Genomic DNA, 21,061 nt, shown 5'->3' with positions numbered 1-21,061 from the left:
TGAGTCTTGGCGTCGCGGCCAAGTCTTGGCGTTGCCTGGGTGTCAGCAGGTTACAGCCCCATGGCCGAGGAGGTGGAACGGCGCGGATCGGCGCCGCCGTAGAAGACGCCGTCCTCGATCAGGATCGACTGGGCGGCACCCATGGCCTCCTGCTGGCTGACGGTGTGGCCCATGCTCTCCAGCAGGTCCAGGGTGTCGGGGCTGACGCCCTGTTCGATACGGATTTCGTCGGGCAGCCACTGGTGGTGGATGCGCGGCATGCTGACCGCTGCCTGGATGTTCATGTCGTGGTCGATCACGTTCATCAGCACCTGCAGGGTGGTGGTGATGATGCGCGAGCCACCGGGGCTGCCGGTGATCAGGTAGTTCTTGCCGTCGCGCTTGACGATGGTCGGCGTCATCGACGACAGCATGCGCTTCTCCGGCTCGATCTTGTTGGCTTCGCCGCCGATCAGACCGTAGGCGTTGGGTACCCCCGGCTTGGCCGAGAAGTCGTCCATCTCGTTGTTGAGCAGGAAGCCGGCGCCGTCGACCACGATGCCCGAACCATAGCTGAAGTTGATGGTGTAGGTGTTGGACACCGCCAGGCCGTTGCCGTCGGCGATCGAGAAGTGGGTGGTTTCGTTGGACTCGTAGGGCAGCGGGTTGCCTGGCGCGATATCGGCACTCGGGGTGGCCTGGTCGGCGGCGATATCGCTGCGTAGCTCGGCGGCGTACTCCTCGGAGGTCAGCCCGGCCAGGGGCACCTCGACGAAGTCGGTGTCACCCAGATACTGGGAGCGATCGGCGTAGGCCCGCTTCATTGCCTCGGCCATCAGGTGGATGGTGCGGGCCGAGTTGAAGCCCAGCTCGCCGATATCGTCGTCCTCGAGGATGTTGAGGATCTGCACGATATGGGCGCCACCGGAGGACGGCGGGCTCATCGCGTAGACGTCGTGGCCACGGTAGCTGCCATGCACCGGGTCGCGCACGGTGGCCTCGTAGCTGGCCAGATCCTCCCGTGTCATCAGGCCGTCGTGACGCTCCATCTCGGCGGCGATCAGCTCGGCGGTCTCACCCTCGTAGAACTCACGGGGGCCCTGTTCGGCGATGCGCTTCAAGGTGGCGGCCAGGTCCGGCTGGCGGTAGATGTCGCCGACCTGGTAGCGCGAGCCATCCTCCTTGAAGAACTTGGCGCGGCTGGCCTCCCAGGGCTCGAAGCGTTCGCTGGCGCTGTCGATGCCGTCGACGAAGCGCTGGGGCACGGCGAAGCCCTCTTCGGCAAGCTTGATGGCCGGGGCCAGGGTCTCGGCCAGGCTCATGGTGCCGTAGCGCTCCAGCGCCAGCGCCAGCCCTGCCACGGTTCCGGGTACGCCGGCGGCGTTGTGGGTGTAGCGGGACAGCTCGGCCACAGCGTCGCCGTTGTCGTCCTGGAACATGGTCTCGTAGGCCGCCTTGGGCGCTTTCTCGCGGTAGTCGATGGCGATGACTTCATCGCTGTTCTCGTCGGAGATCAGCATGAAGCCGCCGCCGCCGATATTGCCCGAACGCGGCTGGGTGACCGCCAGCGCAAAGCCTGCGGTCACGGCGGCGTCCACGGCATTGCCGCCGTTGGCCAGCACCTCTCGGGCCACCTCGGAGGCCAGGAAGTGGCTGGTAGCGACCATGCCGCGGGTGCTGACCTCAGGATGGAAGCGTTCGCCTTCCAGGATCGCCTGACTGTCGGCCAGCGCCGAGGTCGAGACGAGACCCAGAGCGAGCCCTAGCGCCGAGCCTGCGATTGCCCCGCGCAGGGAGTAAGAGACTGACATGGCATACCCTCGTGTTTTCGGTAGATCGTTGCAGGCCGCTGGCCGTGCGGCCAGAACGCCTCGTTGTACGCTGCTTAACTATTGTCGTGACGAGGCGTACGCGCAAATGGCGAAGCGATCCTGGGTGTGCCGAGAGGAGTAAGTGAAAGCCGGCTCCAACGACAACGCCCCCGCCAGGCAGGGCCGGGCGGGGGCGTTGCGAGCGCATCAAGTGTGCGCTTACTGGCGGTAGGCGGCTTCCTTGAGCGCGCGGATGCGGTCGTCCAGCGGCGGGTGACTCGCAAACAGCTTTTCCATCAGCTTGCGGGTCTGGCCGGTGGTGATGGCGAAGGCGGTCAGGGTGTCCGGCATCTGGTCGGGCATCTGGGTCTCGGCCTTGAGTCGAGCCAGGGCATTGATCATGGCGCCGGAACCGGCGAGCTTGGCCCCGGCGGCGTCGGCGCGGTACTCGCGGAAGCGCGAGAACCAGGCGGCGATCATCGAGGCCAGAATGCCGAACACGATCTCGGCGACCATGACCACGGCGATGTAGCCAAAGAAGCCAAGGCCCTCGTTGTCGTCACGCCGCAGGAAGCTGTCGACCACCTGGGCGACCACCCGGGCGAAGAACATCACGAAGGTGTTGAGCACGCCCTGAATCAGCGCCAGGGTGACCATGTCGCCGTTGGCGACGTGGCCGATCTCGTGGGCCAGCACCGCCTTGATTTCTTCGGGCTGCATGCGATTGAGCAGACCGGCGGACACCGCGACCAGGGCATCGTTCTTGTTCCAGCCGGTGGCAAAGGCATTGGACTGCTGGGCCGGGAAGATGCCGACCTCCGGGGTCTTGATGTTGGCCTCGCGGGCCAGCTCGGCGACGGTGTCGACCAGCCACTGCTCGGTGGCGTTGGAGGGATTTTCGATGATCACCGTGCCGGTGGAGCGCTTGGCCATCCACTTGGAGATGAACAGCGACACCATGGAACCCGCCATGCCGAACACGAAGCAGAAGATCAGCAGGCTGTTGAAGTTGATGCCCTGGGCGTTGAGGTAGGGCTCCACGCCGAGCAGGCGCAGGGTGATACTCGCCACCAGGATCACCGCCAGGTTGGTGCCCAGGAAGAGCAGGATTCTCATCATTGCCGACATTCTCCGTAAGGAAGGAAACCTGCCGAGCCAATCGGCTCGACGGGAGGAATCAGATGCTTAGATAAGCCCTGGAGCGACAAGTTTCAAGCGCCCGGGCGCGGATGACGCTATCACCGTGCCAGCGTCGAGATAGCGGATTCGATGCTGGCACCCGGCGATGACGTCGGCGTGACCGCTTACTGGCGATAGCGCGAGAGGAAGCGGGCGAAGCGATCCAGGGCGTCGCCGAGCTGATCGGCCCAGGGCAACGTGACGATGCGCACGTGGTCCGGGTCGGGCCAGTTGAAGGCGGTACCCTGGACCAGCAGGATCTTCTCCTGCAGCAGCAGGTCCAGCACCAGTTGCTGGTCGTCCTGGATATTGAAGACCTTGGGGTCCAGGCGCGGAAAGGCGTAGAGCGCGCCCTTGGGCGTGGTGCAGCTGACCCCTGGGATGGCGTTGAGCTTTTCCACCGTGATGTCGCGCTGGGCCAGCAGGCGCCCGCCGGGCAGGATCAGGTCGTTGATCGACTGGTAGCCCCCCAGTGCGGTCTGGATGGCGTGCTGGGCGGGCACATTGGCGCACAGGCGCATCGAGGCCAGCATGGTCAGGCCCTGGATAAAGTCGTTGGCGCGCTGGCGTGCCACCGCCCCGGACAGGGTCATCCAGCCGCTGCGAAAGCCGGCGCAGCGGTAGCTCTTGGACAGACCGTTCATGGTCACCACCAGCTGGTCTTCGCTGGCCAGTGCCCCGGTGGCCACGTGCACGGTGTCGTCGTAGAGGATCTTGTCGTAGATCTCGTCGGAGAACACCACCAGGTTGTGCTCACGGGCGATGTCGAGCAGCTCGCGCAGCACCTCGGGGGGATAGACCGCACCGGTGGGGTTGTTGGGGTTGATGATGACGATGGCGCGGGTGTGGCTGGTCACCTTGGCGCGGATATCGTCCATCGCTGGCGCCCAGTCGGCCTGTTCGTCGCACAGATAGTGCACGCCACGCCCGCCGGACAGGTTCACCGCAGCGGTCCATAGCGGGTAGTCGGGGGCCGGGATCAGCACCTCGTCACCGTCGTTGAGCAGCGCCTGCATGGCCATCACGATCAGCTCGGAGACGCCGTTGCCGATGTAGATGTCCTCGATACCTACGCCAGGGATCTCCTTGCGCTGGCACTCCTGCATGATCGCCTTGCGCGCCGAGTAGAGACCCTTGGAGTCACAGTAGCCCTGGGCGGTGGGTAGATTGCGCATCACGTCCTGCAGGATCTCTTCCGGCGCCTCGAAGCCGAACGGCGCCGGGTTGCCGATATTGAGCTTGAGGATGCGCTGTCCTTCGTCCTCCAGCCGCTTGGCGTGCTCGAGCACGGGCCCGCGGATGTCGTAGCAGACGTTGTCGAGCTTGTGAGACTTGGAAAGGGTGGGCGTGTCCATGGCGCGGGTCTCGCTGGGTCCGTGTGTCCGTGCCCGCCGGGGCGGGAGTGTCGTTGTTGGTGAGTCCTGTCGATGCGTTGCCGGGGCGGCGGTGGCCGGGCGTGCGGCCTAGTCGTCGCTCGCCGCTCCGCCCTGGGCACCCTGGTGAGGTGCTGCCTTCGAGGCGCTTTCTGTGACATCCTGCGAGCCGTCTTCCGAGGCATGGTCTGCGGCGTCGACAGCGGCTTCCTCAGGCGCCGGGATGTCCTCCGGGGTCTCCAGGGTCAGGCGCCCGAGCTTGCCGTCACGCAGTTCGTGCAACAGCACCTCGCTGCCGCGGTGCAGGTCGATCTCGCCACCGGCGCGCAGGCCACCGCGCTTGGCGGCGATCTCGGCGAGGATGGCGTGGCCGTCGAAGCCGGCCAGCGCCATCAGGTCCGGGCGAGCGTCTCCGTCGGCCTCGACCTTGTCGGCGTCGGGATTGGCCTCGTAGGCCGGCAGCGCCTTGAGTTTATAGCGTGCCTTGAGCGCCTCTGGATAGCGTTTGGCCAGCTCGGCGGCGGTGATCAGGGCCACATCGACATAGTCGATGGCGGTATCGCGGATGGCGCCGCTGGCCGCCAGACGATAGGCACTGGCCTGATCCTCTATCTTTGGCCACAGCACGCCCGGGGTGTCGGTCAGCGCCACGCGACCCTGGATGCGTACCTTCTGCTGGCGCTTGGTCACCGCCGGTTCGTTACCGGTCTTGGCGATGGTGCGTCCCGCCAGACCATTGATCAGCGTCGATTTGCCGACATTGGGGATGCCCATCACCATCACCCGCACGTCGCGGTCGGCACGCACCTGGCCAGCCAGTTCATGGCACAGCTTGGGAATGCGCTTGAGCTCGCGGGTATTGGTGGTGGTCACCGCCAGGGCGCGGGTGTCTGGCTGGGCGTCGAAGTGGGCGGTCCAGGCACGGGTACCCTCAGGATCGGCCAGATCGGCTCGGGACAGGATCTTGAGTACCGGCTTGTGGCGGGTCAGGCTCGCCAGCATCGGATTGGCACTGGAATAGGGCAGGCGCGCGTCCAGCACCTCGATGACCACGTCGATTTCCGGCAGCGCCTCGAGAATCTGGCGTCGCGCCTTGTTCATGTGTCCCGGAAACCAGCCCAGCATCTCGTTCTCCTGCCTTTTCTAAAGGGTGTTGCGCAAATGGCTCCCCATCTTATGGAAATGCGAGGCAAATGTCGCGAGCGGTGGATGACAAGGTCGCAGATGATGGAGGGCAGGGTCGCACGCGGTGGGAGGCGAGGTCGCAAGGTCCGGGCGACAAGCGCGCCAGGCCCGCCGAGAAACACCTGGCGGCGGGCACAGGGGCTTGCAACGAGGAGGGAAGGGGCAAGGGGAGAGAGACGTCTGGGGCGTAGGCCGGGGGAGGGCGCAACGCCTACTCCCCCTCATGAAAGTCGATGGCCAGCGAATTGATGCAGAAGCGCTCTCCGGTGCTGGTCGGCCCGTCGGGGAACACATGGCCCAGGTGGGCATCGCAGCGATGGCAGGTGACCTCGATGCGGTGCATGCCGTGGCTGGTGTCCTCGTGGCGCTGCACGCTTTCGCAGGACAGCGGACGGTCGAAGCTGGGCCAGCCGCAGCCAGCGTCGAACTTGTGCTCGTTTTCAAACAAGGGGGCGTTGCAGCACACGCAGTGATAGATGCCGTGCACCTCGGTGATCTGGTAGTCACCGGTAAAGGGACGTTCCGTGCCTTTTTCGCGGGTGACGTGGTACTGCTCCGGGGTAAGCTGCTCTCGCCATTCGGCGTCGGACTTCTCGATCTTCTTGCGCATGGACGGTCTCCCGTGACGTTCGGTCGAGGCTTGCGCATCGTGGTTCGCGTCGATGCGGCACCCACGACGGCATCAAAGTCGCAGCCTCGGTATTCAAGCTAAGACGTTTGCTGCAGTTTGACCAACTCCTGCGTTCCACGATGCAGGGGAGGGTGGCCAAAGCGTCGATGGAGAGCGAATACGTATATAAAGAGCCTATATAGAGAAGGGCGCTGAATCGAGCAGGAAATCCTTCAGCCGGGGTTGACACTTTTGAGGGTGCTCAGTAACATACGCGCCACCTCGAGATGAGACGAGGCGGATGCGTCCCATTCGTCTAGTGGTCCAGGACACCGCCCTTTCACGGCGGGAACAGGGGTTCGAACCCCCTATGGGACGCCAACTCGAATCTCGAGGCCGGAATGCGGCAGTAGTGCGCAGCGCGGGAATAGCTCAGTGGTAGAGCACAACCTTGCCAAGGTTGGGGTCGCGAGTTCGAATCTCGTTTCCCGCTCCAATGCGTCCCATTCGTCTAGTGGTCCAGGACACCGCCCTTTCACGGCGGGAACAGGGGTTCGAACCCCCTATGGGACGCCACTTTCCGGTACAATTTGCGATGCGTTTGCGGGAATAGCTCAGTGGTAGAGCACAACCTTGCCAAGGTTGGGGTCGCGAGTTCGAATCTCGTTTCCCGCTCCATGCGTCCCATTCGTCTAGTGGTCTAGGACACCGCCCTTTCACGGCGGGAACAGGGGTTCGAACCCCCTATGGGACGCCACTTCGCAGCGCAGGCAGGAGACGATGAAGACATCGTTGGACTGCATCGATCAAGCGGGAATAGCTCAGTGGTAGAGCACAACCTTGCCAAGGTTGGGGTCGCGAGTTCGAATCTCGTTTCCCGCTCCAGTATCGAGAAGCGTCTCAAATACCTGTGGAAAGCACATCGCCAGAAGCAGCAACAGTCGCCTGAGCGACGCGAATCATCGCGTTGATCGGCGATTTTTTTGTGCTTGCGCGAAGCGAGTCCGGCGTAAGACCATCGAGTGCCCCTTGCGTCGACGCCGCATTTGCCGCTTTGTCCGGTTGAAGATGCTCCCGACCGACCCCATATGCTAAGCCTTCTATCGAATAGCGAATCCCGTCGCTCGGCACGGCGCGATCGCGACGGGTTGGGCAAGCCGATGCCAACCGTCAACGTCGAGTCACCCGCGACAGGCAAGCTAGCGAAGGCGTGCAGCGCTTGGCGTCCGATCTCATGCTTCAAAGCCCAAGCTTTCAACCCTGACACCAAGGATCCCTCATGGCCGAACCGGCTCTGTCCATTCGAGGCCTGACCAAGGTCTACGGCAATGGCTTCAAGGCCCTAAAGGGCATCGACCTCGACGTCCAGCAGGGCGACTTCTACGCCTTGCTTGGCCCCAATGGGGCGGGCAAGTCCACCACCCTGGGCGTGGTCTGTTCGCTGGTGCAGAAGACCGCCGGCCAGGTAAAGATCTTCGGCATCGATATCGACGAGGACTTTGCCCGGGCCAAGTACCATCTCGGGGTGGTGCCGCAGGAGTTCAACTTCAACCAGTTCGAGCGGGTCATCGATATCGTGCTCGCCCAGGCCGGCTACTACGGCATGCCTCGCCGTGAAGCCCTGCCTCGGGCGGAAAGCCTGCTCAGGGACCTCAGCCTGTGGGACAAGCGCAATGGTAGTGCGCGCATGCTGTCCGGTGGCATGAAGCGCCGCCTGATGATCGCCCGCGCGCTGATGCACCGTCCCAAGCTGTTGATCCTCGATGAGCCCACCGCCGGGGTGGATATCGAGTTGCGCCGCAGCATGTGGGAGTACATGCGGCGTATCAACCGCGAGGAAGGCACCACCATCATCCTGACCACCCACTATCTGGAAGAGGCGGAGAGCCTGTGCCGCAACGTGGGCATCATCAACCACGGCGAGATCGTCAGGAACACCAGCGTACGCGAGCTACTGAGTGAGCTCGACACCGAGACCTTCCTGCTGGATCTGGCCGAACCCGTCGATCATGCCCCCGCCATCGAAGGCTTCGAGGTCAAGCAGGTGGACAGCGCCCAGCTATCGGTGATGGTGCATCGCGGGCAGTGCCTCAACGACGTCTTCGATGCCCTCAAGGCAGACGGCGTGCGGGTGCTGTCGATGCGCAACCGGGCCAACCGACTGGAGGAAATGTTCGTGTCCATGGTGGAAAGCGGCAACGCCGACAAGGAGCTGAGAGGATGAACCCGAGTCAGATCGCGATCGCCCTGTGGACCCTGGTAGCCAAGGAAGTCCGGCGCTTTACCCGGATCTGGCCGCAGACCCTGTTGCCGCCGTCGATCACCATGACGATGTACTTCATCATCTTCGGCAACCTGATCGGCTCGCGCATCGGTGAGATGGACGGCTACAGCTACATGGACTTCATCGTCCCGGGGCTGATCATGATGTCGGTGATCACCAACAGCTACTCCAACGTGGCCTCGTCATTCTTCTCCAACAAGTTCCAGCGCAGCGTCGAGGAGATGATGGTCTCGCCGATGCCCAACTGGGTGATACTGGCGGGCTTTATCCTCGGCGGCATGGCGCGCGGGCTCGGTGTCGGCATCATCGTCACCGGGGTGTCGCTGTTCTTTACCCGCATCGAGGTGGCCCACCCGCTGTTGACCATCGGGGTGGTGATTCTGACCGCGGCACTGTTCGCCACCGGCGGCTTCATCAACGCGCTGCTCGGCAAGAAGTTCGACGATATCTCCATCGTGCCGACCTTCGTGCTGACGCCGCTGACCTACCTGGGTGGGGTCTTCTACTCGATTTCGCTGCTGCCGGCCTTCTGGCAGGGCGCCTCGATGCTCAACCCCATCCTCTACATGGTCAACGTCTTCCGCTACGGTTTCCTTGGCGTCTCCGACATCCCGGTCGGATGGGCGCTCGCTGCCATCTTCGGCTTTATCGTGGTGCTGTTCGCCATCGCCCTGTGGATGCTGGAAAACGGCAAGGGCATTCGCAGTTGATCGCACCGGCCGCCTCGGGCGGCCGGTAGCCGTTTGTCTCTCGGACTCTCTCTTGTTCAGGTATCGCCATGTCCACTATCCCTCGGGATCCCCACCACCGCCCCGACACCCTGACCGATGCGCCCCTGGGGCGGGAATCGGACTATCCCGAGCGCTACGATGCGCAGCTTCTGTTTCCCATCGAACGCGCCGCCAACCGCAAACCGCTGGGGATCGAGGAGGGCGCGTTGCCCTTCGTCGGCGAGGACGAATGGCACGCCTTCGAGCTGTCCTGGCTGACGCCCAGGGGCAAGCCCTGTGTCGCCGTGGCACGCTTTCGCCTGCCGGCAAGCTCGCCCCGGCTGATCGAGTCGAAATCCTGGAAGCTCTACCTCAATAGCCTGAATCAGACCCGCTTTGCTGGCCGCGACGAACTGATCGAAACGCTGAAGCGCGACCTGAGCGAGGCCGCCGGGGCAGAGGTCAGCGTGGAGATCCTGGCGGTGGACGACGACGAGCTCAATCCGCGCCCGTTGCCGGGGGAGTGCATCGACGATCAGGACATCGAGATCAGCGACTATACGCCGAGCCCGGAGCACCTTTCGGTCAGTGATGAGATCGTCGAGGAAACGCTGACGTCCCACCTGCTCAAGTCCAACTGCCCGGTGACCGGTCAGCCCGACTGGGGCAGCGTGATGATCCGCTACCGCGGTCCCCGGCTCGATCGTGAAGGCCTTCTGCGCTACATCGTCGGCTATCGCCAGCACCAAGACTTCCACGAGCACTGCGTCGAGCATATCTTCATGGACCTGATGGACAAGGCTCGCCCAGAACGGCTTCTGGTGCTGGCACGTTACGTGCGCCGCGGTGGTCTCGATATCAGCCCCTGGCGCGGTACTCCCGGCGAGGCGCCGCCCACGCCGCTACGCCTGGCGCGCCAGTAGTCGGCAATGGCTCAGGGCGATAGCGATAGCGCCACAGACAATACCCGAGTGATCTGGTAGGGTAATGCGAAGAATTCTCGATCGCTGAACAGTGACAGGGCTCGGACCCTCTGGAGTGACACGATGGATGCAATGACACTGCTGCACGAGCGCAGCTCCATGGGCAAGTTGATGGGGCCGGCCCCCAGCCGTGAGCAACTCGAGGCGATCTACTGCGCCGCCCTGCGCGCACCGGATCACAAGGAGCTCAGGCCTTGGCGGTTTATCGAGTTCTCCGGCGAGGGGCTCGAACGCCTGGGTGAATTGTTCGCCGAGGCCGAATTTCGTGAAGACCCCAAGGCGACAGACGAGTGCCTCAACAGCGCTCGAATGAAGCCCAAGCGCGCACCCATGATCATCGGTGTCGTCGCCAAGGTGGATCCAGACGTGCCCAAGGTACCGAAGATCGAGCAGGTCATCTCCGCTGGCTGCGCTGCCCACGGCATCCTGCTGGCCGCCCACGCCCTGGGGCTCGGCGCCATGTGGCGCAGCGGCAAGTACGCCTTCGACGACACCGTGCGCAAGGGCCTGCGGCTTGGCGACGACGACGAACTGGTCGCCTTTATCTACATCGGCCAGCTCGGAGGCCGCCACAAGCCCATCGCCTGTCACGATAGTGAGGACTTTGTCGAGCGCTGGGACTAACCCCTCATGGATGAATTGATCAGACGCGTTGGCACGGCCCACCCGCGACCCGCCTTGCCGCCCGAGGGCTGCGAGGACGACCCCGGGGCCTTTCTCGACTGGCTGGGTGAGGCCATCCCCCTGGTCGGATCGCTTGGCATTACCAGCATGGCGCGTGACCAGGAGTCGCTGCGCTGGGAGCTTGCCCTGACCCCGAACCTCAACGACAAGGGCACTGGTTTTGGCGGCTCGCTGACCGCCCAGACAACCTTGCTCGGCTGGTGCTGGACCACCTTGTGGCTGCGTCGTCGAGGCTACAACCGCGACGTGGTGGTGGCCGAGGCCAGCCAACGCTTTCTCGCACCGGTGACCGGCGACTACCGCCTGATCTGCCGACCCGTGGCAAGCGGCTCCGCAGACGTTGATGCCAGTGGTGCGGCAGGGCAGGGTAGTGCCGGGCAGGTCGGCAGGGAAACAGGCGCCGAAGCGGCGCTCGAGCAGCGCCTGGCGGAACGCGGCAAGGGCCGCATAGCCCTGGTCCAGCAGCTGTGGTGCGGCGACACCCTTTGCCTGGAAGCGAGGGGTGACTACGCAGTCCTGGCCAGTGAGCCTCCCATCGCAGCACGCTGACGCCATCGCGCCGCTTCGCCATCAGACCCCGAACTGTCACGCGACGAATCTGATGTAAGTCGAAAAACGGCTTGCAATCGAGAACTTAAGGCGATAAAGTATGCGCCGTCTTGAGGGATAAGCACCGCGCAACGCGGGCATCATGTTTCTCGAGATGACAATGCGGAGGGGTGTCCGAGTGGTCGAAGGAGCACGCCTGGAAAGTGTGTAAGTCGAAAGGCTTCGAGGGTTCGAATCCCTCCCCCTCCGCCACAGAATTTGAGAAAGCCGCTGAGAAATCAGCGGCTTTTTCTTTGCCTGCATTTTCACAACCCATACTTTGACCCACACCTGGCACCTGGCACCTGGCTTCCATAGGCTCTTTCAGGACGTCCTTGGACGGCCTTTCTCCTCGCGCTGTCGCTCTTCCTGCGGCTATGCCTCATCTGGGCAGTCATTTCCTAATTCAGGCATGACAGGCGTTCAGGCTTTCGGTACTGTCGTCTTAAGTTTTGCGAGCAGCCATGAGCTTGTGCATAGTGACATAGCGTTGCTAGCTTTCTCTTTGGACACACTCGCGCTGCTGACACGGTGGGACTGGTGTTGGTGTCTCGGAACAAGAGGACGAGCTGAAGCCGTGACCCGCACCCGGAAGGGAGGCTGCTGCTCGTACATGGCGAGCGGCGCATCAAGCGCGTGCAGCGCGTCGCCGGCGGCGCCTGGCTGTTGATCAGCGACAACCCGCGCTACGAGAAGGAATTGATCAAGCCGCAGGATATGAAAGACGTGGAGATATTGGGACAGTGTGAGATTCGGATTGGTCGTGCTGTTTGATTTTAATTGGGGAGACTGTGTAAGTGGTGGCAGGAAAAAAAAGCAAGACGATGACTAATGTTCCTAAGAGAAACGTCTTAGATCGAATTTTTTTAGGTTGTGGCTTTAAGGAGATTTCGTCGGATGGAGTTCATTTTTATATAGATGGCAAGCAAGGTGAAATAGATAAAATTTTTTATTATGAAAACCTTGTTGTGATCTGCGAGGAAACTAAGGGGAAAGATAAAGATAATAGCCATCTGCCAAAGAAAAGATTTTTTCATGGCCTTATTAGAGATGACTATCTTCGTTTCGTTAAGCAGTATAGAGCTGCTAATTCTGGCTTTGATGATTTCTGTAAAGAGAGTGAGTATAGAGAAGACGATTTTGTTTTTAAACATATTTATCACTCAGAGGTGAAGGAGATTGATGCTAGTTCTGGGCATGTTTTTCCTTTTCTGATATTCGGGAAGAAAAATGCAATATATTTCGATTCTCTTGTAAAAACAATTGGGCGCTCCGCCAGATTTGAGATGTTTAAGTATCTTGGTGTGGCATTGTCCGAACTTGGCGAACAGAAGATCGCGGGGAGGTCTGGCAATATACTGGTTGATTCTTTTAATGCTTTTATGCTCTCTGGAAGGCAAACAAATTATCCAGATGGTTTCTATATTGCATCGTTTTACGCTGATCCAAAATCACTAATTTCCAGAGCTTATGTTTTAAGGAGAGATGGTTGGGAGCATCCAGATTATTCTTATCAAAGGATTCTAAAAAGAAACAAGATAAAGAAGATGAGGGAGCATCTGTCTGAAGATGAAAAGGTTTTTGTTAATAATTTGATTGTTACACTTCCTCATGATGTGACGGTAAGCAAGTTGCGTGATGGGAAAGAGGTTCAGTTGGACATGAAAGATGTCAATGAAGTTGAGCCTGTTTCTCTAAAAATACCTAGAGAGTTGGGTGTAGTTGGTATTATTGATGGCCAACACCGTGTTTTTTCTTACCATGAAGGATATGATGAGTTTGAGAATAATATAAAAAAAATGAGGGGAAGGCAAAATCTTCTCGTTACAGGGATTGTTTTTCCTGAAGATTATACATCTGAGCAAAGAGTTAAGTTTGAAGCGGAGCTTTTTCTTAAGATTAACAATACTCAAGATACTGTGCCAGCCGAGTTAAGGCAGCATCTAGAGCTAATTGTCAAGCCACTGACGCCTTTGGCTTTATCGAAAGCCATTGTAGATCATTTGGCTTTGAACGGGCCTCTTAAGGGACTTCTCCAGCAGTCGTCGCTTGATGGTTCGGATAAAGTAAAGACTTCATCTATTGTTAATTATGTTTTGAGCAGGGTTGTGGCCCTAGAATCCCGCGGGGATAATGCTTTTTCAAAGCTTTGGTTGTCGGTTAAAGGCGAGAAAGTTTCAGAAAGTTTGCGTGGTGAATATGTGGAGTTTTGTGCAAATGAGATTAATGCCGCCCTAGTGGGGTTTAAGAAGAATATGAAAAAAGATTGTTGGTTGCCAAAAGCGTCAAGTGACGAGGGAGTTTTGTCGCCAACGTTTATAAATTCTGTTATAATTTGCCTAAGAGAGGCTGTTGGGGGTGGGCAATTATCAGCATCTTCCAACGGGGAAATTGAAAGGCCTGATTATTCAGTTGCCTTTAGAGGTATAGATTCCTCTTCGATCAGACAGGCTGGTTCGAGCACTAGCGCTTGGTCTAAGTTGGGTGTTGATCTTTATAAAAATTTCTTGGCATATTAGAGTTGAGGCAACCAATGGCATTTTTTGGAAGGGATGCGGAGGCAGTTGTTGATTCTGTTCTCCGAAACACTTTTTCCTCAGCGGTTTTTGAAGGTGACTGTTTCGATCTGTTGAGAAAGGTCCCTTCTGGGTCAGTTGATCTTGTGTTTTCTTCTCCCCCTTATTGCATGGGGAAAGCCTACGAGTCTACTAAGGAAATTTCTGACTTTATTGCGTCTCATGAGGCGATATTTAAAGAGCTGGTTCGTATCTTAGTTCCAGGTGGAAGTCTTTGCTGGCAAGTAGGTATGCATGTAAAAGATGGCGTTAGCACCCCTTTGGATTCTCTGGTATACATGGAGTCTTTGAAGCATGAAGAGTTGAGGCTAAGGAATAGAATTGTCTGGACTTTTGGGCATGGGCTTCATTGCACGAACCGCTTCAGTGGTCGCCATGAGACTGTGATGTGGTTTACTAAGGGTGAGAGTTACAAGTTTAATCTTGATGCGGTTAGAGTGGCTCAAAAATACCCTGGAAAGACTTCCAGTAGAGGGGAGAAAAAGGGACAGCCTAGTGGAAATCCGTTAGGTAAAAATCCTGGTGATGTTTGGAATATCCCCAATGTTAAGCAAAATCACGTTGAGAAAACATCGCATCCATGTCAGTTTCCAGTAGCGCTTCCGCAGATATTTGTTCGTGCACTGGTTCCTAATAATGGTGTGGTTTTAGATCCGTTTTCTGGAAGTGGGACGACTGCTGTTGCCAGCCTTTTGGAGGGAAGGAGGTTTATTGGGTCAGAGGTATGTGATGACTACAATCTTATTGCAGCAGAGCGTATGGGATCTACTATAAATGGCGATGTAAAAGTTCGCCCGTGGGATAAGGAGATTGCTGTGCCAAATAAAAAGTCTAAAGTTGCACAGCATCCTGAAGGTTATAGTAAAAATGAGAGGGTTATGGATCAATTAGTTCAGACTCTTATTCCGACGTTCCAGCCGTAGAAATGTGCGGCCGCTTCGCTCTTTATAGCCCCTATACCAAATTCTCCCAAGCCCTACGGCTGATACTGGAGCCCGGGGAGCCGATGCCTCGCCACATTGTGGCGCCGGGCTCCTGGATCACCGCGGTGCGCCATCCCACCGATGACGCGCCGCTGGTTATGGATGAGGTGTGGTGGGGCTACCGGCCACACTGGGCGAAGGTGAAGGCGCCCGAGCCCATCAACGCCACCGTCGAGAAGGTGGCCACCTCCAACTACTTCAAAGGGGCGTTCGCCCATCACCGCTGCCTGGTGCCGGCAGATGGCTGGTACGAGTGGCTGGCGGTGGACGGGAAGAAGTAGCCTCACTTCCTGTGCCGCGAGGATCGCGAGCCGATCTGGTTGGCGGGCATCTGGAGCGAGCGGCCAGACGGCAAGCCCGGCTGCGCCTCCTCACCGAGCCGGCTCGCTGTGTGGCGGCGGAGACCCACTCGCGCATGCCGCTGTGTAATGCCCCCCTAGTTTCTTCACACCCTACGCGGCTAACGTCGGGTGTAATCTTGCCCAACAACAGTGGACACCCCGTTAAGGAACTACTTTGAACGAGGTGACCCATGGCAAGGCAAGCAACGTCGATGAAGAAGACCCGTGCCCGTTACTCGTAGGCCTACAAGGATGAGGCCCTGGCGCTCGCTGACTGTGTTGGTGCCGGTGCCGCCGCGCGTGAGCTGGGACTTCAGCTCAGCCAGCTCTATCAATGGCGTGCCCAGGCTCAACAGCAGTCGAGAGTTTCACGCGGTGGTCACAACATTCCGCTGAAGGATATTCTGCGTCGTTTCCCGCGCAGCCTGTCCAACCTGCTGACACTCTATGCTCCCAGTGTCACTCGAGAACGCTGCTTCATGAACGCCGGGGGGACTCCTGAGCCTGTGTTCGAACAGACAGGTTCACAGCGTTTGATTCTCGATGACCGCCACTTCAACACCATCGTCAAGGAGGCACGACCATGACTCAACTGACACCGGATACCCAGGCTATGCTCGACTGCCTCCGTGATGCAGTTTCCGAGACGTTGGACCGCAAACGGCGCCTGGGTCAGTACGCTGTGATTTGGCAGGACGGTAAACCCGCGCTGGTGGGCGATGATGCGCCGAACCAAACGGTGGATGGCCTGGATGAGCAGGGCCGGGAGTCGACCTGAGATCCCAGCGAGGGGGGTAAGCCGTGGATCGCGCATGGATATACTACGGCCAATGGCCTGCGCAGCATGATTGATGACAGCCAGGAGCCGGTGATCGATCAGGGCTGCCGAGTCGCGCGGGAGCACTGATAGTCGCGATGGACTCAGCGAGTCCATGGCGATGGTTCATTGCCATGCGGTATGTAAGCGGCGCAGCTCTCCCACGGGTGGCATCTGCCTGTTCGGTGAAGATATCGACATGGCCGGGCATGCGCGTCATTCAAGTCTCGGCGTTTAACGACGTGTCATGACTACTTGGACGATGTTGTCGGGTGAGGCCTCCTCGCGTACCAGCCTTGAGGCGATTTCTCCCGCCAGCGGCACGGCGAACCAGCAGGTATTCTCAGTCTCGGCGAAGCTTGAGAAAGGCGCCTCCCGCATTGGTATCACCGGTCACATGCTAAAAGCGACATCCGAGACGGGTAGTGATTGAAGTGGTCCAATTGGAGCGGATATCCCAATAATCCCCACAATGGAGGCCACGGAGGTGTTTATGGCACACCTATTTATCTACGGGACCTTGGGGCCGGGCGGACCCAACGAACATGTCATGCAGGCCATCGGCGGCCATTGGCAACCGGGCAGCATCAAGGGACGGCTGCACCAGGCGGGTTGGGGCGCCGAGATGGGCTTCCCTGGCCTGGTGCTGGATGACGCCGGCGACGATATCCGAGGTCACGTCTTCGTATCCGACGCACTACCGGAACACTGGGCGGCCCTGGACGAGTTCGAGGGGCCCGAGTACCAACGTACCCCGGTCACCGTCAGCCTCGATGATGGCGGTAGGGTCGAGGCCTACGTCTACGCCCTGCGCAAAGAGCCCTGACGAGGGGGCTGATCTCACCCCGCGGTGGTGTGGAAAGACGCGTCAAACCGGCCTGGTGGTGATCATTTCCCGTACCGCAAGATCACCGGCTATCGAAATACGTGTGGCGAGCTTTTCGCCTTGGCGGTGGATCACTTACCAGTGAAAGGTCTGTGAAATACCATCCTCGCTCGCCGCCGATGCCATAGCCCAAGCTGTACATCAGATGCCATCAAACTAGCCGATCCCGGGCCGCGAGCGCAGCTTTCTACGCGAGCGCTGCTTCCTACTAAGTGCAGCTTGAGACTGAGGTGCTGCTGCGGCCCGGCAGGGTTGTCGCGGTGAATCTAGCCTACCCTGGCGATGGCAGGGCAGCTTCCTGTCCGCGCGGGTATCTCTTGGCTACTGCCTTCATGGATGGGCCAGGGTCAGCTTGGGTGACAGGGCGTGTGGGTCTACCTTCAAGTCCAGGATCGCGGGGACCCCTGCCTCTCTGGCTGCCTGCAGTGCGGCTGGAAATTCGCTATCGCTTGTCACGGTTGCGCCAAAGCCCCCGTAACTTCTGGCGAATGCAGCGAAGTCGGGATTGTGCATTCGTGTTCCCGAGGGGCGGTCCGGATACTTTCGTTCCTGATGCATGCGGATGGTGCCGTACATGCCGTTGTTGGACACCAGAACGATGACATTTGCGCCGTACTGACAGGCAACACCAAACTCTTGCATCACCATCTGAAAGCAGCCATCCCCGGCCAGGCAGACCACGTCTCGCTCGGGGTGGCGCAATTTGGCGGCGATCGCTGCCGGCAAGCCGTAGCCCATTGAACCACTGGTGGGGGCAAGCTGGGTGGGCCAGTTGCGATAGCGATAGTAGCGATGAAGCCACGCGGAGTAGTTCCCGGCACCATTTGTCAGGATGGCATCCTCACCGAGCGCCTCGTTGAGGTGAGAGATGACTTGTTCCATCTTCAGGTCACCGGGGCTCTGCTGTGGTTGCTGCCACTCCTCGTAGTCCGAGCGCGCGCTGGTGATCCATTGATCACGCGGTGTCTCCGGCGACCTTGCTGCATCGGCCAGCTGACAGACGAGCTCAGCAGCGTTCGCGACGACGCCGAGGGCCGGTCGATAGACGCGACCAATTTCCGCAGCGTCTGCGTGGACGTGTATGAGGGTCTGTCGCGGCAGGGGAGGCGTCAGCAAGGTGTAACCGCTGGTCGTCATTTCACCCAGTCGAGCACCGAGTGAGAGAATGACATCGGCATTCTTGACGCGTTCCGCGAGCTTGGGGTTGATGCCGATACCAACGTCGCCAACATAGTGTGAATGTCGGTTGTCGAGATAGTCCTGGCAGCGAAAAGAGGCTCCCACCGGTAGCGCGGCCTTGTCGGCAAATCGTCCGAGCGCATTGGCGGCTTTCTGGGACCAGGGCCCACCGCCGACGATAACCAACGGGCGTTCGGCCTTCGCCAGCATGTCGACAATGGCGCCGACATCGCTCTCAGCCGCCTTGCCCGAAGGTAGCGTGGCAGCCGGTACAGCCGGGGCGCCAGTGTAGTCTGATGAGAGGATGTCCTCGGGAAGTGCGAGCACAACAGGACCCGGACGGCCGCTTTGAGCGACATGGAAGGCGTGGCTTACGTACTCAGGAATCCGGTCGACGCGATCAATTTCCGCGACCCATTTTGCCAATGGATGGAACATGGCCCGGTAGTCGACTTCCTGGAAGGCTTCTCTGTCGCGCTGATCGCTCGCCACCTGCCCAATGAAGAGGATCATGGGCGTCGAGTCCTGGTAGGCGACATGTACGCCACAGGAAGCGTTGGTGGCGCCGGGGCCCCGAGTGACGAAAGCGATGCCGGGACGCCCGGTAAGTTTCCCATCGGCTTCGGCCATCAGCGAGGCCCCGCCTTCGTGTCGCGTCACGATGGTGTCCACGCCGGAATCGAAAAGCCCATCAAGAGCGGCCAGGTAGCTTTCCCCAGGCACACAAAATACCCGCTCCACCCCCTGTGCCTCGAGGGCTTCGACGAGAACTTTTCCACCATGACGTGACGGTTGTTCACTCATAAATCTAGACCCTTGTTCTTATAGAAAGTCTTCGCGAGCTGCCAGGCGCTCAGCCGCGCGTTCGAAGCGTAGGCGTGTCGCGCTGCGAGCTAGCGATGCGTCTTGTATTGCCAGTGCATCTCTCACCGCGCGATGTTCATCCAGAATGGAAGGGCCGAATTCAGAAGCCGCTGCATTCTTCAGAAAGGCCGAGCGCAGGTTGCTCTGTATATTCCCCTCAATCATGCCGATAACCTCGACATAATATTCATTGTCAGAAGCTTCGGTAATGCGGCGATAGAATTCGAGCTCGGTGTCGACTCTTTGCTCAAGCGCTCCATCTGGACCGAGTGCGTCGAGTCGCTCGATTTCTGCAAAGAGTTCTTCTAAAGCCTGCATTTGCTCAGCCGTGCGTGTTCCAGCGGCAAGCGCCGAGGCCCCTGCCTGCACCTCTGCTCTAAGTTGAAGCAACTTTATGATCTGCTTGCGTTTTTCGAAACATCCCGGGCTGATACGAAACGCCGACCGATTGGTGGTTTCCGTAATAAAAGTGCCGACGCCACGTCGTGAGTCCACGACGCCATCGTACTTGAGAAGCGAAATCGCCTCGCGGATCACCGTGCGCGCAACGCCAAATTTCTTGGAAAGTACCGCCTCGGTGGGAAGGCGGTCGCCAGGCTGAAGCTGGCCTCCTTCGATCGCTTTGGTCAGGGCTACCGCGACCTCATCAGGTAGCCGGCGAGGGCGATCAATACGCCCATAGATTTCAAAATCCTGCATTGGGATGTCTTCCTGATCGTCTGAACAGCTCAAGCTGCGACGCGTCGTTGAAGCGTAGGCCATGCGACCTGCAAGAGGCTAGTGCGACAAAGGTAGCACTAAAAACAGTTGTCAGACAAACTGACATAAACTAATTTGAGACTAAAAGCCGGCGTGATCATGATCATGTGTTCGATGGTCGGTTTGCTGACGCCTCCCGTGGGTATGGTTCTCTTTGCAACATCGTCGATAGCCAAAATTAGCGTCGGCCGCTTGTCGCGTGCCTTGACGCCTTACTTGATTGTTCTTTTCGTGGTGTTGATGGCCGTCGTCATGATTCCAGCGATATCGACATGGCTGCCTGATCTGGTGATGAACTCATGAATAAACTTGATCGAGTGGTGGGCCAACTCCTGCGCGCGATTGCCTCGTTCTGTTTAACAGCGTTATTCATCCTGCTGTTTTCAAGCGTCATTGCGCGCAGCTTTCAACTTGCGAGCTTCGCATGGCTGGATGAGGTGGTAAGGGGCTTGTTTTCCTGGATGGTATTCATGGGCTCCGCTGCCTTATGGCGAGAGCGGGCACACTTCAGAGTAGATTGGCTCGAGCAGGTGATAGGGCAAAAGCATGCGGCACCTTTGCTCAGGGCCTTTCTGGCATTTCTATCCCTTGGGTTCATGCTCGCCATGACGTGGTACGGATGGGAGCTGACGGCACGGAGCAGTGCAGTAACGCCTGTACTGAACCTTCCGACGGGGCTTTTCTATGCCGCTATCCCCATCTCGGGAACATTGATGATGATTTACTCATTGCGTGATCTGCTTGAATCGGTCGCGAACGTTAAAGCGCCATTTTCTACCATGATGAAGGAGAAGTAAGATGATCTACGATCTAAGAACATACACATGCCGCCCGGGTACCATCAAGAAACACATGAAGCTCTATGAAGACCACGGGTGGAAGGTGCAGAGTAAACACCTGGGTTATCCCGTTGTTTATGGTGCGGTTGAAACGGGTGATGTCAACTCCTATGTGCATGTCTGGATGTACGAGGATGCGGCCGACCGCGCAGCCAAGCGCCAGAAGCTACAGGCAGACTCGGGGTGGAAAGAATATCTCGCGAAAAGCGCCGAGGCGGGGTATCTGGTCAGCCAGGAGAACAAGATACTCGTCGCCGCGCCTTTCTTTGATCCCTTTTACGTAAAGAAGGTCGAAGGATAGTCTGTAGAAAATGGCGACTTTTGATGTGAATACCTTCTAGTCGATTCGCACACATTTTTCGATATGGCAATGGGCTCCTTTTCTCACTGAGATAAGGAGCTTTTTACCGAACTGGAGGATGGATGTCGGG

Annotated in this window: 21 protein-coding genes, 7 tRNA genes and 1 pseudogene; 22 read left to right on the top strand and 7 right to left on the bottom strand. The window is 59.0% G+C overall.

Annotated features, from left to right (window positions below; genetic code table 11):
- Positions 1-50: 50 nt before the first annotated feature.
- The 5 genes from ggt to msrB all read right to left on the bottom strand — a co-directional run bounded on the left by ggt (position 51) and on the right by msrB (position 6,137).
- Entirely contained in the window at positions 51-1,790 is a 1,740-nt protein-coding gene (ggt, locus tag KUW00_RS11875; RefSeq protein ID WP_108449652.1) for a gamma-glutamyltransferase, read from the bottom strand.
- 219 nt (positions 1,791-2,009) lie between these two features.
- The gene (gene htpX / locus KUW00_RS11870; protein WP_045994888.1) at positions 2,010-2,909 is read right to left on the bottom strand and encodes a protease HtpX; all 900 of its coding nucleotides are present in this window, start codon (positions 2,907-2,909) and stop codon (positions 2,010-2,012) included.
- 185 nt (positions 2,910-3,094) lie between these two features.
- Positions 3,095-4,324, bottom strand: a complete 1,230-nt coding sequence (locus tag KUW00_RS11865; protein ID WP_045994887.1) for a pyridoxal phosphate-dependent aminotransferase — start codon at positions 4,322-4,324, stop codon at positions 3,095-3,097.
- Between the two features lie 108 nt (positions 4,325-4,432).
- Positions 4,433-5,467: a ribosome biogenesis GTPase YlqF gene (gene ylqF, locus KUW00_RS11860; RefSeq protein ID WP_222569170.1), complete on the bottom strand. Its 1,035-nt coding sequence runs from the start codon at positions 5,465-5,467 to the stop codon at positions 4,433-4,435.
- Between the two features lie 271 nt (positions 5,468-5,738).
- A complete protein-coding gene (msrB, locus tag KUW00_RS11855; RefSeq protein WP_045994885.1) occupies positions 5,739-6,137 on the bottom strand; it encodes a peptide-methionine (R)-S-oxide reductase MsrB in 399 nt (132 codons plus the stop codon).
- A 305-nt stretch (positions 6,138-6,442) separates the two neighbouring features.
- On the opposite strand from msrB, the gene KUW00_RS11850 reads away from it, so the two are divergent.
- The 19 genes and pseudogenes from KUW00_RS11850 to KUW00_RS11765 all read left to right on the top strand — a co-directional run bounded on the left by KUW00_RS11850 (position 6,443) and on the right by KUW00_RS11765 (position 16,929).
- Positions 6,443-6,518, top strand: a tRNA-Glu gene (locus tag KUW00_RS11850).
- A gap of 40 nt (positions 6,519-6,558) precedes the next feature.
- Positions 6,559-6,633 (top strand) — tRNA-Gly (locus tag KUW00_RS11845).
- A 4-nt stretch (positions 6,634-6,637) separates the two neighbouring features.
- Positions 6,638-6,713, top strand: a tRNA-Glu gene (locus KUW00_RS11840).
- A gap of 27 nt (positions 6,714-6,740) precedes the next feature.
- Positions 6,741-6,815 (top strand) — tRNA-Gly (locus KUW00_RS11835).
- 3 nt (positions 6,816-6,818) lie between these two features.
- Positions 6,819-6,894 (top strand) — tRNA-Glu (locus tag KUW00_RS11830).
- A 53-nt stretch (positions 6,895-6,947) separates the two neighbouring features.
- Positions 6,948-7,022 (top strand) — tRNA-Gly (locus tag KUW00_RS11825).
- Positions 7,023-7,416: 394 nt separating this feature from the next.
- The gene (locus KUW00_RS11820) at positions 7,417-8,361 is read left to right on the top strand and encodes an ABC transporter ATP-binding protein (protein ID WP_222569168.1); all 945 of its coding nucleotides are present in this window, start codon (positions 7,417-7,419) and stop codon (positions 8,359-8,361) included.
- Entirely contained in the window at positions 8,358-9,131 is a 774-nt protein-coding gene (locus KUW00_RS11815) for an ABC transporter permease (RefSeq protein ID WP_045993708.1), read from the top strand. The genes KUW00_RS11820 and KUW00_RS11815 overlap by 4 nt, the downstream gene beginning before the upstream one ends.
- A 68-nt stretch (positions 9,132-9,199) precedes the next feature.
- Positions 9,200-10,054 carry an NADPH-dependent 7-cyano-7-deazaguanine reductase QueF gene (gene queF, locus KUW00_RS11810; RefSeq protein WP_222569167.1) on the top strand — a complete coding sequence of 285 codons (855 nt, stop codon included), beginning with the start codon at positions 9,200-9,202 and terminating at the stop codon, positions 10,052-10,054.
- 123 nt (positions 10,055-10,177) lie between these two features.
- Positions 10,178-10,738: a nitroreductase gene (locus KUW00_RS11805; protein ID WP_222569161.1), complete on the top strand. Its 561-nt coding sequence runs from the start codon at positions 10,178-10,180 to the stop codon at positions 10,736-10,738.
- Positions 10,739-10,744: 6 nt separating this feature from the next.
- Entirely contained in the window at positions 10,745-11,347 is a 603-nt protein-coding gene (locus tag KUW00_RS11800) for a YiiD C-terminal domain-containing protein (RefSeq protein WP_222569160.1), read from the top strand.
- 164 nt (positions 11,348-11,511) lie between these two features.
- A tRNA-Ser gene (locus tag KUW00_RS11795) sits at positions 11,512-11,599 on the top strand.
- A 387-nt stretch (positions 11,600-11,986) separates the two neighbouring features.
- On the top strand, positions 11,987-12,160 hold the full coding sequence (locus tag KUW00_RS11790) for a S24 family peptidase (RefSeq protein WP_315901137.1): 174 nt from the start codon (positions 11,987-11,989) through the stop codon (positions 12,158-12,160).
- A gap of 23 nt (positions 12,161-12,183) precedes the next feature.
- Positions 12,184-13,905 (top strand): DGQHR domain-containing protein, encoded by a 1,722-nt coding sequence (locus KUW00_RS11785; protein WP_222569157.1) that lies wholly within the window; start codon positions 12,184-12,186, stop codon positions 13,903-13,905.
- Between the two features lie 14 nt (positions 13,906-13,919).
- Entirely contained in the window at positions 13,920-14,885 is a 966-nt protein-coding gene (locus KUW00_RS11780) for a DNA-methyltransferase (protein WP_222569156.1), read from the top strand.
- Between the two features lie 2 nt (positions 14,886-14,887).
- Positions 14,888-15,226 (top strand): SOS response-associated peptidase, encoded by a 339-nt coding sequence (locus KUW00_RS22420; protein ID WP_261392137.1) that lies wholly within the window; start codon positions 14,888-14,890, stop codon positions 15,224-15,226.
- Positions 15,227-15,477: 251 nt separating this feature from the next.
- Positions 15,478-15,642 (top strand): annotated as a pseudogene (locus KUW00_RS22415) (transposase); the annotation flags it as partial.
- A 227-nt stretch (positions 15,643-15,869) separates the two neighbouring features.
- Positions 15,870-16,064 (top strand): hypothetical protein, encoded by a 195-nt coding sequence (locus KUW00_RS11770; RefSeq protein ID WP_222569155.1) that lies wholly within the window; start codon positions 15,870-15,872, stop codon positions 16,062-16,064.
- 532 nt (positions 16,065-16,596) lie between these two features.
- Positions 16,597-16,929, top strand: a complete 333-nt coding sequence (locus KUW00_RS11765) for a gamma-glutamylcyclotransferase (protein WP_222569154.1) — start codon at positions 16,597-16,599, stop codon at positions 16,927-16,929.
- A 390-nt stretch (positions 16,930-17,319) separates the two neighbouring features.
- Here the strand turns inward: KUW00_RS11765 and KUW00_RS11760 are convergent, their stop codons facing one another.
- Together KUW00_RS11760 and KUW00_RS11755 are read right to left on the bottom strand one after the other, a co-directional pair.
- Positions 17,320-18,972: a thiamine pyrophosphate-binding protein gene (locus KUW00_RS11760; RefSeq protein WP_108131666.1), complete on the bottom strand. Its 1,653-nt coding sequence runs from the start codon at positions 18,970-18,972 to the stop codon at positions 17,320-17,322.
- An 18-nt stretch (positions 18,973-18,990) separates the two neighbouring features.
- Positions 18,991-19,731 (bottom strand): FadR/GntR family transcriptional regulator, encoded by a 741-nt coding sequence (locus KUW00_RS11755; protein ID WP_108131667.1) that lies wholly within the window; start codon positions 19,729-19,731, stop codon positions 18,991-18,993.
- Positions 19,732-19,884: 153 nt separating this feature from the next.
- Here KUW00_RS11755 and KUW00_RS11750 point away from each other — a divergent pair, with 153 nt between their 5' ends.
- Genes KUW00_RS11750 through KUW00_RS11740 form a run of 3 tightly spaced genes read left to right on the top strand, consistent with a single transcriptional unit; the run spans position 19,885 to position 20,931 of the window.
- The gene (locus KUW00_RS11750; RefSeq protein WP_315901131.1) at positions 19,885-20,094 is read left to right on the top strand and encodes a TRAP transporter large permease subunit; all 210 of its coding nucleotides are present in this window, start codon (positions 19,885-19,887) and stop codon (positions 20,092-20,094) included.
- Positions 20,091-20,588 (top strand): TRAP transporter small permease, encoded by a 498-nt coding sequence (locus tag KUW00_RS11745; protein WP_222569152.1) that lies wholly within the window; start codon positions 20,091-20,093, stop codon positions 20,586-20,588. Before KUW00_RS11750 ends, KUW00_RS11745 begins: the two co-directional genes overlap by 4 nt.
- Before the next feature lies 1 nt (position 20,589).
- The gene (locus tag KUW00_RS11740; RefSeq protein WP_222569151.1) at positions 20,590-20,931 is read left to right on the top strand and encodes an NIPSNAP family protein; all 342 of its coding nucleotides are present in this window, start codon (positions 20,590-20,592) and stop codon (positions 20,929-20,931) included.
- The last annotated feature ends 130 nt before the right edge of the window (positions 20,932-21,061 follow it).

It is taken from the genome of Halomonas sp. DP5N14-9, from assembly GCF_019802175.1.
Classification (GTDB): Bacteria; Pseudomonadota; Gammaproteobacteria; order Pseudomonadales; family Halomonadaceae; genus Halomonas; species Halomonas litopenaei.
This window is presented reverse-complemented; position numbering and strand designations above follow the sequence as displayed.

Bases quoted from the DNA above. Each gene is read 5' to 3' on its own strand.
- KUW00_RS11760 (WP_108131666.1), bottom strand. From the start codon at position 18,972: ATGAGTGAACAACCGTCACGTCATGGTGGAAAAGTTCTCGTCGAAGCC.
- htpX (WP_045994888.1), bottom strand. From the start codon at position 2,909: ATGATGAGAATCCTGCTCTTCCTGGGCACCAACCTGGCGGTGATCCTG.
- KUW00_RS11800 (WP_222569160.1), top strand. From the start codon at position 10,745: ATGGATGAATTGATCAGACGCGTTGGCACGGCCCACCCGCGACCCGCC.
- KUW00_RS11755 (WP_108131667.1), bottom strand. From the start codon at position 19,731: ATGCAGGATTTTGAAATCTATGGGCGTATTGATCGCCCTCGCCGGCTA.
- ylqF (WP_222569170.1), bottom strand. From the start codon at position 5,467: ATGCTGGGCTGGTTTCCGGGACACATGAACAAGGCGCGACGCCAGATT.
- KUW00_RS11805 (WP_222569161.1), top strand. From the start codon at position 10,178: ATGGATGCAATGACACTGCTGCACGAGCGCAGCTCCATGGGCAAGTTG.
- KUW00_RS11820 (WP_222569168.1), top strand. From the start codon at position 7,417: ATGGCCGAACCGGCTCTGTCCATTCGAGGCCTGACCAAGGTCTACGGC.
- KUW00_RS11770 (WP_222569155.1), top strand. From the start codon at position 15,870: ATGACTCAACTGACACCGGATACCCAGGCTATGCTCGACTGCCTCCGT.
- ggt (WP_108449652.1), bottom strand. From the start codon at position 1,790: ATGTCAGTCTCTTACTCCCTGCGCGGGGCAATCGCAGGCTCGGCGCTA.
- KUW00_RS11765 (WP_222569154.1), top strand. From the start codon at position 16,597: ATGGCACACCTATTTATCTACGGGACCTTGGGGCCGGGCGGACCCAAC.
- msrB (WP_045994885.1), bottom strand. From the start codon at position 6,137: ATGCGCAAGAAGATCGAGAAGTCCGACGCCGAATGGCGAGAGCAGCTT.
- KUW00_RS22420 (WP_261392137.1), top strand. From the start codon at position 14,888: ATGTGCGGCCGCTTCGCTCTTTATAGCCCCTATACCAAATTCTCCCAA.
- KUW00_RS11740 (WP_222569151.1), top strand. From the start codon at position 20,590: ATGATCTACGATCTAAGAACATACACATGCCGCCCGGGTACCATCAAG.
- KUW00_RS11780 (WP_222569156.1), top strand. From the start codon at position 13,920: ATGGCATTTTTTGGAAGGGATGCGGAGGCAGTTGTTGATTCTGTTCTC.
- KUW00_RS11865 (WP_045994887.1), bottom strand. From the start codon at position 4,324: ATGGACACGCCCACCCTTTCCAAGTCTCACAAGCTCGACAACGTCTGC.
- KUW00_RS11745 (WP_222569152.1), top strand. From the start codon at position 20,091: ATGAATAAACTTGATCGAGTGGTGGGCCAACTCCTGCGCGCGATTGCC.
- queF (WP_222569167.1), top strand. From the start codon at position 9,200: ATGTCCACTATCCCTCGGGATCCCCACCACCGCCCCGACACCCTGACC.
- KUW00_RS11815 (WP_045993708.1), top strand. From the start codon at position 8,358: ATGAACCCGAGTCAGATCGCGATCGCCCTGTGGACCCTGGTAGCCAAG.